Source organism: Aquimarina sp. 2-A2, assembly GCF_045505135.1.
GTDB classification, from domain to species: domain Bacteria; phylum Bacteroidota; class Bacteroidia; order Flavobacteriales; family Flavobacteriaceae; genus Aquimarina; species Aquimarina intermedia.
Genome location: NZ_JBJKFI010000004.1, coordinates 86546 through 100106, shown reverse-complemented (window position 1 = coordinate 100106; position 13561 = coordinate 86546). Strand labels below are relative to the sequence as shown.

At 36.2% G+C, this 13561-nt stretch carries 13 protein-coding genes; 6 read left to right on the top strand and 7 right to left on the bottom strand.

Annotated elements, in window-relative coordinates; translation table 11 throughout:
- The first annotated feature begins 27 nt into the window (after nucleotides 1–27).
- Nucleotides 28–3186: a cytochrome c biogenesis protein CcsA gene (gene ccsA, locus ACJRPK_RS11195; protein ID WP_407139989.1), complete on the top strand. Its 3159-nt coding sequence runs from the start codon at nucleotides 28–30 to the stop codon at nucleotides 3184–3186.
- A 70-nt stretch (nucleotides 3187–3256) separates the two neighbouring features.
- Here the strand turns inward: ccsA and ACJRPK_RS11190 are convergent, their stop codons facing one another.
- The gene (locus ACJRPK_RS11190) at nucleotides 3257–3859 is read right to left on the bottom strand and encodes a hypothetical protein (protein ID WP_407139988.1); all 603 of its coding nucleotides are present in this window, start codon (nucleotides 3857–3859) and stop codon (nucleotides 3257–3259) included.
- Between the two features lie 239 nt (nucleotides 3860–4098).
- Between ACJRPK_RS11190 and ACJRPK_RS11185 the strand changes: the two genes are divergently transcribed.
- Genes ACJRPK_RS11185 through ACJRPK_RS11170 form a run of 4 tightly spaced genes read left to right on the top strand, consistent with a single transcriptional unit; the run spans nucleotide 4099 to nucleotide 7157 of the window.
- Nucleotides 4099–4881, top strand: a complete 783-nt coding sequence (locus tag ACJRPK_RS11185; protein ID WP_407139987.1) for an MlaE family ABC transporter permease — start codon at nucleotides 4099–4101, stop codon at nucleotides 4879–4881.
- Nucleotides 4878–5627, top strand: coding sequence for an ABC transporter ATP-binding protein (locus ACJRPK_RS11180; protein ID WP_407139986.1), 750 nt, complete (start codon nucleotides 4878–4880; stop codon nucleotides 5625–5627). The genes ACJRPK_RS11185 and ACJRPK_RS11180 overlap by 4 nt, the downstream gene beginning before the upstream one ends.
- Nucleotides 5628–5635: 8 nt before the next feature.
- Nucleotides 5636–6619 (top strand): MlaD family protein, encoded by a 984-nt coding sequence (locus ACJRPK_RS11175; RefSeq protein WP_407139985.1) that lies wholly within the window; start codon nucleotides 5636–5638, stop codon nucleotides 6617–6619.
- Nucleotides 6620–6668: 49 nt separating this feature from the next.
- Nucleotides 6669–7157: a hypothetical protein gene (locus ACJRPK_RS11170; RefSeq protein WP_407139984.1), complete on the top strand. Its 489-nt coding sequence runs from the start codon at nucleotides 6669–6671 to the stop codon at nucleotides 7155–7157.
- A gap of 3 nt (nucleotides 7158–7160) precedes the next feature.
- On the opposite strand, the gene ACJRPK_RS11165 is transcribed toward ACJRPK_RS11170, so the two are convergent.
- The 4 genes from ACJRPK_RS11165 to ACJRPK_RS11150 form a co-directional block, all read right to left on the bottom strand.
- Nucleotides 7161–7838, bottom strand: coding sequence for an ABC transporter ATP-binding protein (locus tag ACJRPK_RS11165; RefSeq protein ID WP_407139983.1), 678 nt, complete (start codon nucleotides 7836–7838; stop codon nucleotides 7161–7163).
- 9 nt (nucleotides 7839–7847) lie between these two features.
- Nucleotides 7848–9107, bottom strand: a complete 1260-nt coding sequence (locus ACJRPK_RS11160; protein WP_407139982.1) for an ABC transporter permease — start codon at nucleotides 9105–9107, stop codon at nucleotides 7848–7850.
- Between the two features lies 1 nt (nucleotide 9108).
- Nucleotides 9109–10194: an efflux RND transporter periplasmic adaptor subunit gene (locus tag ACJRPK_RS11155; protein WP_407139981.1), complete on the bottom strand. Its 1086-nt coding sequence runs from the start codon at nucleotides 10192–10194 to the stop codon at nucleotides 9109–9111.
- Between the two features lie 288 nt (nucleotides 10195–10482).
- Nucleotides 10483–11148, bottom strand: a complete 666-nt coding sequence (locus tag ACJRPK_RS11150) for a peroxiredoxin (RefSeq protein WP_407139980.1) — start codon at nucleotides 11146–11148, stop codon at nucleotides 10483–10485.
- A 163-nt stretch (nucleotides 11149–11311) separates the two neighbouring features.
- Between ACJRPK_RS11150 and ACJRPK_RS11145 the strand changes: the two genes are divergently transcribed.
- Nucleotides 11312–12148: a universal stress protein gene (locus ACJRPK_RS11145; protein ID WP_407139979.1), complete on the top strand. Its 837-nt coding sequence runs from the start codon at nucleotides 11312–11314 to the stop codon at nucleotides 12146–12148.
- A 55-nt stretch (nucleotides 12149–12203) separates the two neighbouring features.
- Here ACJRPK_RS11145 and deoD read toward each other — a convergent pair whose 3' ends face one another.
- Both deoD and deoC read right to left on the bottom strand, forming a co-directional pair.
- Nucleotides 12204–12902 (bottom strand): purine-nucleoside phosphorylase, encoded by a 699-nt coding sequence (gene deoD, locus ACJRPK_RS11140; RefSeq protein WP_407139978.1) that lies wholly within the window; start codon nucleotides 12900–12902, stop codon nucleotides 12204–12206.
- Between the two features lie 3 nt (nucleotides 12903–12905).
- Complete coding sequence (gene deoC, locus ACJRPK_RS11135) at nucleotides 12906–13556, bottom strand: deoxyribose-phosphate aldolase (protein WP_407139977.1); 651 nt, start codon at nucleotides 13554–13556, stop codon at nucleotides 12906–12908.
- Nucleotides 13557–13561: the final 5 nt, after the last annotated feature.

Sequence of the window (13561 nt, the reverse complement as noted above, 5' to 3'; positions counted from 1 at the left end):
TTGCCGAGCTAAAAAAGAAAATAGATTATGCAAAATAGATTGCTTAGTATTTTGTTCTCCACACGTATCATGGCCCTTTTGTTCATAGTGTTTGCAGTTTCTATGGGGGTAGGAACTTTCTTAGAAGATGATTATGGAACTACAGCTGCACGTATTTGGGTCTATAATACCTGGTGGTTTGAAGCTATAATGGCTTTTTTTGTTATTAACTTTTGCGGAAATATCGTACGCTATAAACTATATAAAAGAGAAAAGTGGGCAACACTTTTGCTTCACTTATCCTTTATTTTGATTCTTTTAGGTGCTTTTGTTACCAGATATATCAGTTATGAGGGCGTTATGCCAATTAGAGAAGGGGAGACTACGTCTACATTTTTATCAGAAAAAACATATTTAACCGTTTTTATGGATGGTGAAATTAATGGAGAACCGAGAAGACGGGTTGTTTCTGAAGATTTAGAGTTAGCTGAGGCGACCAAGAATGATTTTACTATTGAGACAGACTATAATCAACAAGAGGTCATTATTGATTACAAAAATTTTATAAACGGTGCTGAGTTAGGACTTGTTCCATCAGACGAAGGAACTGAGTATCTTAAGATTGTTGAAGCCGGAGATGGTAATCGGCACGACCATTTTCTCGAAGCCGGTGAAGTATCTAACATTCATAATGTACTAATTGCTTTTAATAAACCTACCGAGGGTGCTATTAATATCACCTATGAGAATGATGAGTATTTTATTGATTCTCCATTTGATGGAACTTACATGCGTATGGCAGATCAATTACAAGGAACTTTGACTAAAGGTGAAAAGCAACCGTTGATGTTACGTTCCTTATATCAAACTGCCGGAATGCAGTTCGTGATTCCGGATCCCGTAATTAAGGGTGTGTATGACATTGTACCTATCGAAGTGAAAGAGAAAGGACAACAAGATGCACTTACAATTGCCGTCACAACAAATGGTGAGACCAGAGAAGTTAAGTTGTTAGGGGGTAAGGGCTATGCAAATGATATGGAAAAAATTTCTTTGGGCGGTCTTGAGATGTATTTTAGTTATGGTTCAAAACGTCTAGAATTACCTTTCGCATTGAAACTCAATGATTTTATTGCAGAAAAATATCCTGGAACTGAAAAAGTTTATAAATCGTACAAGAGTAAAGTAGAAATTGTTGAAGGTAACAGCTCAACTCCCTATGACATTTATATGAATCATATTTTGGACCACAAAGGGTACCGCTTTTTTCAGGCGTCTTTTGATCCTGATGAAAAAGGAACTATTCTTTCAGTTAATCATGATTTCTGGGGAACCTATATTACCTATGCAGGGTATATGCTTTTATATCTTGGAATGATGTTAATTTTATTTACGAAAGGTTCCCGTTTTAAAGATTTGGATGTGATGCTTTCTAAGGTGAAAAATAAAAAGAAAAGGTTGACCGTTTTATTGGCCCTATTATGTACTGGTTTTTCTTTTGCTCAAACAGAATCCGGGCATGTAGCGGGTCCGTTGCAAACGTTACCAAGCAAAGCTGAGTTGGATTCTGTTATCAAAGCTAACCTGGTTCCTAAAGAACATGCAGCAAAATTTGGAAGCATAGTAATTCAGGATGAGCGCGGACGCATGAAACCTGTAAACACCTTTTCTTCTGAATTACTTAGAAAATTGAGTAAAGATGATACGTATGAGGGGCTGAATGCCGATCAGGTGTTTGTTTCGATGCTTGAAAATCCATTTATTTGGTATAGCGTGCCTATTATTGAAATCAAGAAAGAAAATGACAGTATTCGTAGAATCTTAGGTGTACCTAAAACAGAACGTAGAATTTCACTGATAGATTTATTTGAGCCGGATGGTTCGTATAAATTAGATCCATATTTGGAAGCTGCCAGTACTACAAATACACCTTCAAGTTTTGATAAGGATTTCTTAAAAACACATGAAAAATTCTACTTATTGAATCAAGCCCTGGGTGGCGGAATTCTGCGGGTTTTTCCGATTCCGAACGATGAGAACAAAAAATGGGTTTCTGTACCAGAGCTTAATGAGGCAGGATTTAAAGGTATGGATTCTGTCTATACCCGTCAAATACTTGCAATTTATCGTCAGTCGTTGCAAGAGGCACGCGCCACGGGAGATTATAGTAAACCCGATCAATATGTAGAAAGTATCAAAAGCTTTCAGCAAAAATTTGGAGCCGATATCCTTCCTTCCGAGAATAAAATCAAAACTGAAATTGCACTTAATAAATATGATATTTTTCGTTCCTTATATAAATATTATGGAGTCGTTGGTTTGTTATTGATGGTTTTTGTAGTTGTAAGAATTTTTAAGGATAAAAAGGCAATACGCGGTATAATTTACGGAGTCATAGGGCTTACTATATTGCTTTTCTTGTTGCATACAGCAGGTCTAATTATGCGATGGTATGTATCGGGTCACGCTCCCTGGAGTGATGCATATGAGTCAATGATCTATGTGGCATGGGCTACGTTGGCATTAGGTTTAGCTTTTGGAAGAAAAAGTAATCTAACTATTGCGGCAACTACCTTTGTAGCGGCGATCATATTATTTTTTGCGCATGAAAACTGGACAGATCCGGCAATAGCTAATTTGCAGCCTGTTTTGGATTCATATTGGGTACTTATCCATGTCTCTATAATTGTAGCGAGCTATGGACCATTTTTTGTTGGAGCAATTTTGGGAATACTTGCACTGATATTAATGATTTTGACAACCAAGTCGAATAAAAAGAAAATGGATCTTAATATTAGAGAAATCACTATTATTAATGAAATGGCTTTAACCATTGGTCTAGTAATGCTTACTATTGGTAATTTCTTAGGAGGGATGTGGGCTAATGAGAGTTGGGGTCGTTACTGGGGATGGGATCCTAAAGAAACATGGGCACTAATTAGTATTATGGTATATGCTTTTGTTATTCACATGCGACTGGTTCCCGGATTGCGAAGTAAGTGGTGGTACAATTTTGCCTCTATATTGGCAGTTTATAGTATTTTGATGACCTATTTTGGAGTTAACTTTTATCTAAAAGGGTTGCATTCGTATGCTAGTGGTGATAAGGTTATTACTCCAAGCTCAGTATATTATTCTATTTTGTTTTTAGTAATCCTTGGTGGCGTTTCCTTTTGGCGATACCGTCTACATTCAAAGAAAATATAATCAAAAAAAGTTCTTATAAAAAAGTCGGTTGTACCTTAATGCAACCGACTTTTTAATTTTATCTTACTTCTTATTTAGCTTTCTTCTTAATGTGATAAGCTAAAGTTTTGGCTAGCTTTGCATAGCTCTCAGAGATCCTATACCCCGAATTAAAATCGTATCCCATAGCTCCGTTACCAAGTGCTTTTATATAATCAGTTTTATATAAAATTTTATTAGGATTGTCATTCGCATATACGCTTATGGTAGCATTTAATTTTGCTGGCTGACGCATTACACCAACATTGTAGCCGGGGTAAATCCAAGTCGTTTTAATTTTCATGGTGTGCGTTGCTTCAGCTAAGTTTTTGTCAGCCTTCATCTCATCCGCATCAAATCGTTTGTTAAAAGATTCAATGAATTTTGGCTCATAGCGATTTTCACGATCGGCAAACCAATTTTTCTTAAATTCTTCTCCTTTACCGGCCTCTTTCTCTTCTCGCTTACCCATTTTATCTTCAAGAAACTCTTCTTCGGTATCAAATTTATCAACTTTCAGATTTTCATAATCGAAAACCAAATTATAAGCTGTAATACCTTTCAGGTTTTTAATACTTCCTTCTTTGTCCTTTCTTTTTTGAGCAGAAGCAATTGTGGTTGTGAGTACTAAGACTAGAATAACTAATTTTTTCATAAATCAAAAGTTTAGATTGTTAAGCTAAAGATATTTATATTTTTTAAATATCAACTTGCGAGATGGATTTTCTCTTTTCTATTATTTCAAGATTTCGGTGTCCAGATGATAGATCAACCAAGCAACTGATGATTTTTATCATAGTTCATCAACGTGCTTATCTTTAGTTTTAGATGCTTTTAGTATGGTAGAACGATAAAAGACTGGGTAGTGTAGACATTTAAGGAACTCAAGAGATCATGGCATATTCGCAAGAGGTATTAGTTCGTTTTAGAAACTTTTTTATCGAAATAGGAGAACTTTCTTTCTTTGCGCACCGTTATTTCAAAGAAGTTTTTTCACCGCCTTTCGAGTTTAAAGAGCTATTAAGACAATGCTATCAAATTGGAAATAAATCATTGCTATTGGTTGGAGTGACAGGGTTTATACTGGGGCTGGTATTTACCTTACAGTCTCGTCCGACATTGATGCAATTCGGAGCAGAGTCCTGGATGCCATCTATGGTAAGTATATCGATAGTGCGAGAGATAGGTCCTGTGATTACTGCATTAATTTGTGCAGGTAGAATAGGTTCCGGAATTGGAGCAGAACTGGGTTCCATGAGGGTAACAGAACAGATTGATGCGATGGAGGTTTCGGGGACTAATCCATTCAAATATTTAGTGATTACCAGAATAACGGCAGCTACGCTAATGTTACCTATTCTAGTAATTTTTGGAGATGCGATTGCTTTGATAGGTTCAGCCATAGTCGAGAACCTAAAAGGTGCAGTATCCTATCAATTATACTTTGGTAAAGTTTTTAATGCTTTACACTTTAACGACCTTATACCAGCGACAATCAAAACATTTTTTTTCGGCTTTGCCATTGGTCTTGTGGGGTGTTATAAAGGATATTTTTGCAAAAAAGGAACCGTTGGGGTAGGCGAAGCCTCAAACGCGGCAGTTGTTTATAGTTCTATGCTCTTATTCATAATAGATTTTATCGCTGTTTTTGTGACCGATATATTTTTTGAAATATGAAAGACGAAATAAATACAGATCCGGTTTTACAAATAGATAGTCTGGTTAAAAGCTTTGGTAACAATAGGGTATTGAATGGTTTCAACTTGAAATTGTATGAGGGTGAGAACTTGGTAGTCATGGGAAAATCGGGATCAGGTAAATCAGTAATGATTAAGTGCCTGGTTGGTTTGATGCAAGCAGATAGTGGTACAATAACTATCCGAGGTAAAGATATAACCATGATGAGACCTCAAGAATTAGATATATTGAGAACAGAGATAGGTTTTTTGTTTCAAGGTAGTGCCTTGTACGATTCTATGACGGTTCGAGAGAATTTGGAGTTTCCTTTGAGACGACATAAGGAGCGATTGGGAATAATAGAATCAAACATAAATTTAGTTAAAGAAGCGCTGGAGAATGTGGGCTTATCGGAAGCAATTGATTTAATGCCTGCTGAACTTTCTGGTGGAATGAAACGCAGAGTGGCACTCGCCAGAGCCTTGATATTAAAACCAAAGATTATTCTTTATGACGAACCTACTACAGGACTGGACCCGATAACTGCCAAAGAAATTATAGAGCTCATGAGAACCATTCAGAAAAAATACAATACTTCATCGTTGATTATTACCCATGATGTGGATTGTGCACGTGTAATTTCTAACAAGATAATTTTATTGATCAACGGCGTAAACTATATCGAGGGTACTTACAAACAATTGGTGCAGTCTACAGATCCTTTGGTCAAAGCATTTTTTAAATAATCATTGATATGAGTGGTATAAAAAAAAGTATTTCTCAAAATTTTAGACTTGGTGTTTTTGTTGTTTTAGGCACCCTTATTCTGGTATCAGCGTTGTATTTTATAGGAAAACGTCAAAATCTATTTAGTAATACTATCAAATTGTACGCGGAGTTTAAAAACTTAAATGGGTTGCAACTAGGTAATAATGTGCGACATGCCGGCATTAATGTAGGAGTTGTCAATAAAATTTTAATGATTAATGACTCCAGAATTGTCGTAGGAATGTCAATCCAAGAAGATTTGAGCCAGCACATCAAACAAAACGCAATTGCTACGATTGGATCTGATGGGTTGGTGGGTAATATGCTCATCAATATTATTCCGCAATCAGGAGATGGAACAATAGTAAAAAGCGGCGATACCATACGTACCTATAGTAGAATAGGTGCAGATGATATGCTAACTACACTGAATGTTACAAATGAAAATGCAGCCCTTCTTACAGCCGATTTATTGAAGTTAACCACTAAGATATTGAATGGTAAAGGAACCTTGGGTATGCTTATCAACGACTCCTTAGTTGCTAAAGATCTCAAAAAAACTATGAATAATCTCAAATTAGCTAGTGCTCAGGCATCTCAGGTTTTAAGAGAAACCAATGCTGCATTCAAGACGATCCAAAGCAACAACTCAGTATTAAACACGATTGCATTTGATACAGTATCAGGTAAGCAAATCAAAAATTTGTTAGCTAATTTGGACGAATCCAGTATGAAGATAAAGCAAATGAGTACAGATCTTACTAATTATTTTGAGCAGCTAAAAGACGCGGATGGTGTACTTAATTACCTAACAAACGATGCTTCAGCAGTTCAGTCTATTGATTCAACATTATTCTATATCAAGGAAGGAACCTATAAATTTAATCAAAGCATGGAAGCTTTGCAGCATAATTTTCTTTTGAGAGGTTATTTTAAAAAGCAAGAGCGGTTAAAAGAAAAAAAAGAATAATAGAGATCTATATTCTTATTGATTATTATTTATAAATACTACGATTATTATGAAAATCGAACATCTGGAAGAACGCGTAAACGATTATAAAGAATCGATACGTACGGTTGTAGAAAAGAAGACTGTGTGGAAACAAACAACAAAAAAGCTAATTCACAGCGTTCTAAAGACTATTGAAAATCAATATCCGATAGGATGGGAGGTACAAGAACTTAGTTGGATTGGCAATAACGAAGCAGTAAATATTAATTTTTATGCTTTTCCGCCAGAACTGATTGACTGTACCAATCAAATTCCGGCATATCAATTTATTGGAGGTAGCGCATTGGTCTTTTCACAAATGCATAATGGAGATGTATATATATTTATTATGTTTCCTCTAGTCGAAAGTTCAAGTCAGGAAAGTAATATTCAAGAACTTGGTGTTTTTAAACCTACCGATATTTCAGAAAAACTTATTGTTGAAAAGGTAGATGAATTTTTGAAAGAAATGATTCAATGGGAAGTGCCTTCACTCAAGAATCGTATTGGCTTTTGAGTTTTAACTATGAATGATTCTCCCATCCTCCATCTCAATAATGCGATCTGTCTTATCGGCAAAATCTTTGTCGTGTGTAACCACCAATAATGATAAGCCTTGGTCATCACAAAGCTGTCTGAAGATATTGAACACATTTTCAGAATTATGACTATCCAGATTCCCCGTGGGCTCGTCACCCATAATGATAGCAGGATCATTTATTAGAGCACGTGCAATCGCTACCCGTTGTTTTTCTCCTCCGGATATTCTTGAAGCTTTTTTGTCAGCCAACGTATGGATATCTAAAATTCTTAACTTTTCCATAGCATATGCTTTAATCTCCGGGAGCGATTTTTCTCCAAGTTTTTTGGCAGGCAGCATCACATTTTCTAATACTGAAAATTCTGAAAGTAAGTAATGAAACTGAAAGACAAAGCCAATATGTTTATTTCTAATGCGCGAAAGGATATCTCGTTTTTGTCCCGTGATTAATTCATTATTCAGAAACAGTTGACCTTGATAGTCTGTATCCATAGTAGATAAAATATAGAGCAATGTAGACTTGCCACAGCCTGATTTACCCATTATCGAAGCGAACTCACCTTCTTTTATTTTAAAATTGATATCCTTCAACACATGAAAAGATACAGGCTTTTCGAAATATTTATTGATATTTTTTGCTTCTAAGACTGTATTCATGGGAGTAAGTTATTGACCTCTGATAATTTGAACGGGATCTATTTTTTTTGCTTTTTGGGAGGGAAGGTATCCGGCTAGAAAAGTCGAAAACATGGCAAAAGTAATCCCGATCACATAAAACCAGATGTTATGGTTGATAGGATAGGTAGTAACGGTAGGAAGCGCTTCGGTATTAAATGGAATCCGATCAATTATTGAGGATAGCACATACCCGATCAGGAGCCCAAAAAAACCTCCGACAAGTCCGATGATGATAGCCTGACTCATAAATATCATTTGGACATCTTTACCAGAAAAACCTGTAGCTTTAAGAATCGCAATGTCATTCATCTTCTCATAAATCAACATATTTAAAATATTATAAATACCAAAACCGGCAACAATTAATAAAGTGATCGAAACTGCATAGGTGATTAAATTTCGTATCGTTGTACCCGTTTCAAATTGAGCATTTGCGGTGGTTATATCAATGGCTTTCAGATTAAATTGAGCTTCAATACGTTGTGCCATGGGTATAGCTTCTGCAAGGTCATAAAGTTTTACATTGATATCAGTAATATAATTTTCGGCTTCCCCCAAAATACGCTGTATCGTTTTTAATTTCACAAAACTCTGTATGTTGTCTATATCAGCGATACCACTTTGAAACATTCCAACAATTTTTAATGGAAAAATATCGCCTTTTATTGTACTCACCAAGACTCGATCCCCAATATCCAAAGACATTTTATCTGCGATGCCCGCTCCTAATAGAATACCATTGTCTGTATTTTGCAAATCCAGGGTAGTTCCATTAATTATATAATCGTCAAAATTGAACAGACGAGCTTCTTCCAAAACTTCAATGCCCGTCAAATTACCTCCTAATTCTATAGACCCTGCTATGTAAAAAATCTGAGTTTTTATTTGAGGAGTGGCACCTCTAACTTTTGCGTCGTTATTAAGATATGTTAATAAGGGGAGTGCATTATGAATTTTTTTTTGGCTTTGTTTTGGTTTAATAGAGTGCACCATATTCAAAGAACTCTCAATCTTAGTGTACAGATCAATGGGTTGTTTTTTTGAAGGTTCAATTTCGTTGAAAATATGAATATGCGGAGTTTGGTTGAGAATTAGATCATCAAGCATGCTATTGAGTCCTGTCATAAAACATACCAAGGTGATATACGCACCTATACCAAAGGTTACCCCCAAAGCAGCGGTGGCCGTTTGTTTAATTTTAGTCAGCAGATGAGTCTTTGCTATATGTAGGATTACCGTCCAGTTCATTTTAATCTGGTTTATAGATTTGCGTAGTTTCTTCCAGTCCTGATACTATTTCGACATATTCCATATTTTCTATTCCTTTTACTATCTTAATTTCTCCACTATCAGTGCTGACTCGCTGGTTTTCTATAAGATATTCTTTAGGAATAAAGAGACTATTATCTTTGGAAGCGATAATAATATTTGCCTCTCCTGCCAATCCCGGATATAATATTTCAGGAGGGTTTTTAAAATATGCTTCCACCGTAAAGGTTTGATTTCGTTGATCTTTTTTAGGGTAGATTTTATGTACGCTGGCCTCAAATACCTTTTGATTATACGCATCTAGAGTAACAAGGACGTTCTGGTCTTTTTTAATTTTAACGATATCAACTTCGTCAACCAGCATTTCGAGAACAAATACCGTTGCGTTGCCGATTGCGGCAAGCGGTTCCATTGTATTCACGAGTTCTCCCGGGTTTTTATATATGGCATAGATTTTACCGTCAATTTTACTTACTATGGTATGATCCTTTAGTAAAACAGTGGCATTCTTATACAAATTTTTGGATTGTTTAACCTGTGTACTCAGTTCATTTTTGGTTTGCTGATATTTTGTTTTTAATTGTTTAAGGGTATTGGATGAGAGTTGATAGGTTAAATATTTTGTATCATATTCAATTTTGGAACCAATATTTTGATTCCATAAGCTTTTTTGTCTGTAATAATTGATAGAATCGTTATTTACCTTTAAGGTTGCAGCTTCTATTTCATTTTTTAGTGTTTTAAGTAACTGTGCGTTTCCCTGATAATTTTCTTTAGCCAATTGATATGTTAAGGCTGCGTTCTCGGCATTGAGCCTTGGTGCGGTGTTGGTTATTTTTAGTATAGCTTCATTTTTGGATACCAGATCACCTTCCTCAACCAAATTCGCGTCTAGTATTCCCTGAACAGTAGCATACGCCTGATAGAGACTGTCTGGTTGTACAGTTACCGATGAATATACTGATTCTGTAATGAGACCTCTAGACGGAAATATAGCCTCCTTTTTATGAGCACACGATAGGTGAAGATTCAGCAAGAGGAAGAATATACTGAAGGTTCTGTTCATGTTCTTTATTATTATTTAATTTGACAAGGATGCGTTATACTTCCTTGCCTTTTAGCATTTTATTCCAGTACAAGAAGAGAAGGATGTATTTTCGTATAATCCAGAGTCTCCAGTGCTCTTTGGAAGAATTTTTAATAAAAAATCGTTTCAATTTAGAGTCCGGAGTAAACTTTTTGGTATAACCAATACTGCAAGCACAATTTTATCTTACTCCCATGACCACTAAACCGGAAGGCATACCAACGCATCCATTTGCATCCAAAATGCGTAGTTATTTCAGCATTCTCATTACTCTAGTTTTAAATCTTTTTTGGCTAAATAGAAATCAATTTTCTCACAGGAGGTATCTTTAATTCTATGCTCCATTTGTTGTAAGGTTTTAGGTGGAGGCACAATTACCTTATCGCCTTTTTTCCAGTTAAGCGGTAATGCAACCTTATGTTCATCCGAAACCTGCAATGCTTCCAACGCTCTTAAAATTTCATCCATATTGCGACCAACGTTCAGCGGATAATACATTATAAGTCGTATTTTCTGATAGGGATCAATAAAAAATACTGCGCGTACAGCAGCAGTTTCACTTTCGTTAGGTTGTAACATACCATATAACTTGGCAACTTTCATATCAATGTCAGCAATGATTGGAAAATCGAGATAAACATCCGTCTTTTCATGCACATTGTTTACCCAGGCTAAGTGGGAGTGTATACTGTCAATACTTAATCCTATTAGTTTAGTTTTTAATGCTTCAAAATCATTTTTGCGCTGCGCAAAACCACTAAGTTCTGTGGTGCAAACGGGAGTAAAATCGGCTGGATGAGAAAATAAAATAACCCATTTGGAATCAGCAAATTCAGAGAATTTCATATTTCCATGCGTCGTTGTAGCTTCGAAGTCCGGTGCATCATCTCCTATTCTTGGCATACTGTGTACCTCTTGTGTGATTGTTTCCATTTGTATATTTTTAATTGAGATTTTAAAAGTAGTTAGGAACAACGAGCAAAAAAATGAGAATTATCATGTATAATGCTTTGAAATTTAACCCGATGCTCTTATGATATTTATCATAGTTCAAAACCTCATCAGATAGTACTTTTGAGTATAAATTTTAAACATTATGAAGAAATTACTTGTCCCTGTTGATTTTTCAAAATACTCGGAGTACGCATTAGAGGTTGCTGCTACATTAGCTAAACAAAACAATTCTGAAATCATAGTTTTACATATGATGGGATTGTCTGAAGCTATTCTTACCAAGGATGAAGCTCAAGAAGCTACGGAAGCACAGTTTTATATGCGACTCGCCGAAAAGCGATTTAATACTTTTTTGGATAAGCCTTATTTAAAAGGTATAAAAGTGAGCGAAATGGTGCAGAATTATAAGATTTTTAGCGAAATCAATACCGTGGTAAACGAAAACGATGTTGATCTAATCGTCATGGGTTCTCATGGTTCAAGTGGTCTTGAAGAAGTTTTTGTGGGCTCGAATACCGAAAAAGTTGTGCGAACCTCTGATGTCCCTGTTTTGGTTATTAAACATAAAGCCAAAGACTTCAATGTAAAAGAAGTAGTATTTGCATGTGATTTTAAAATGGAGAATATTGGCGTGTATCATAAAGCTATGAAACTTTTTAAGCTACTTGGTTCAAATGTTCGTTTGGTATACGTGAACCTGCCGGACGAAACTTTTAAGAGTACTTCACAAATAGAAGAGCATGTAAGTGAGTTTTTATTCAAAGCTGAGTCCGGAGATTTGAGTGTTATGGATAAGGTAGTCTATTTGAACGATTATTCTGTTGAAAGTGCACTTTTCAAGTATAGCGATAAAATCGGAGCAGATATCATAGCATTACCCACACACGGCAGACGCGGAATAGCCCATTTCTTTAGCGGAAGCATTACAGAACGTATCGCCAACCATTCAGAATTACCGGTGCTCACATTTAAAATATAAAAGAGGAAAATATACAATGAGAAGGAGAAAATCTATCATAGATTTTCTCCTTTTTTTATAGCGTACTTAGTGCAATTCTTACCATAGTACTAAAACCGGTTTCCCGATCCTTTGCTGATAATTCTTCTCCTGTAACCAGGGAATCCGAAATGGTCAAAATGGATAAGGCATTTATGTTGTGTTTAGCTGCGATGGTATAGAGTCCTGCAGTTTCCATTTCTACACATAAAACACCAAAATCTGCCCATTTTTTGTAGGAATCTTTATTGTCTTCGTAAAACTCATCAGATGAGAGGACGTTACCGGCTTTGAAAGCAATAGTGTTCTTCTGACAATAGTCTACCGCTTTCATCAACAACTCAAAATTGGCAGTGGGTGCATAATCCGAATTGATAAATCGTGCGTTATTAATGCCCGACGTGGATGATGCAGACATAGCGATTACGATATCACGTGGGTTTAGATCTTTTTGATAAGAGCCTGCAGAGCCAACACGAATCAGGTTTTTTACTTTATAGTCGGTGATTAATTCGTGAGCATAAATAAGCGCAGACGGAATACCCATACCTGTTCCTTGTACCGAAACACGCTTGCCTTGGTAATAACCGGTATAGCCTAGCATTCCACGAACTTCATTATAACATACAACCTTCTCAAGAAAAGTTTCAGCAATCCATTTGGCCCGCATCGGGTCTCCCGGTAGCAATATGGTTTCGGCAACATCTCCCGGTTGGGCGTTTATATGGATACTCATACGTTATGATTTACTTGCTAACATAATGGCAACGCCCGATGAGGTTCCGATTCTGGTAACTCCGAGGTCGATATAGGCTTTTGCAGTGGCATAATCTTTAATTCCGCCAGAGGCTTTTATCTTAACCAAACTTCCAACCTCTTCTTTCATCAATTCTATGTCATCCATGGTTGCTCCGCCGGTACCAAAACCAGTTGAAGTCTTTACAAAGTCCGCACCGGCATTGACACATAATTGACAGGCTACTTTTTTTTCAGTAACGTTCAGGAAACAGGTTTCAATAATTACTTTTAAGACCTTTTCGCCAATAGCTGTTTTGATCTCTTTTATTTCTCTTTCGACAGCGTCATGATCACCAGCTTTGAGCCAGCCTATGTTAAGAACCATATCAATTTCGTCAGCACCATCTGCTATCGCTTGTGTTGCTTCAAAAACTTTAGCTTTAGTTGCCATTGCTCCAAGAGGAAATCCAATGACGGCCGCTACTTTAACAGCGGTATCTTGAAGTAGTTTGACTGCTTGCGTTACAAAACATCCATTTAAACAAACCGCATAAAAATTATGGGTTATGGCTTCCTCACATAAAGTGTTAATATCATCAGCTACCGCTTGCGGTTTCAGTAGGGTATGGTCAATGTATTGATTGATATTCAAAATTG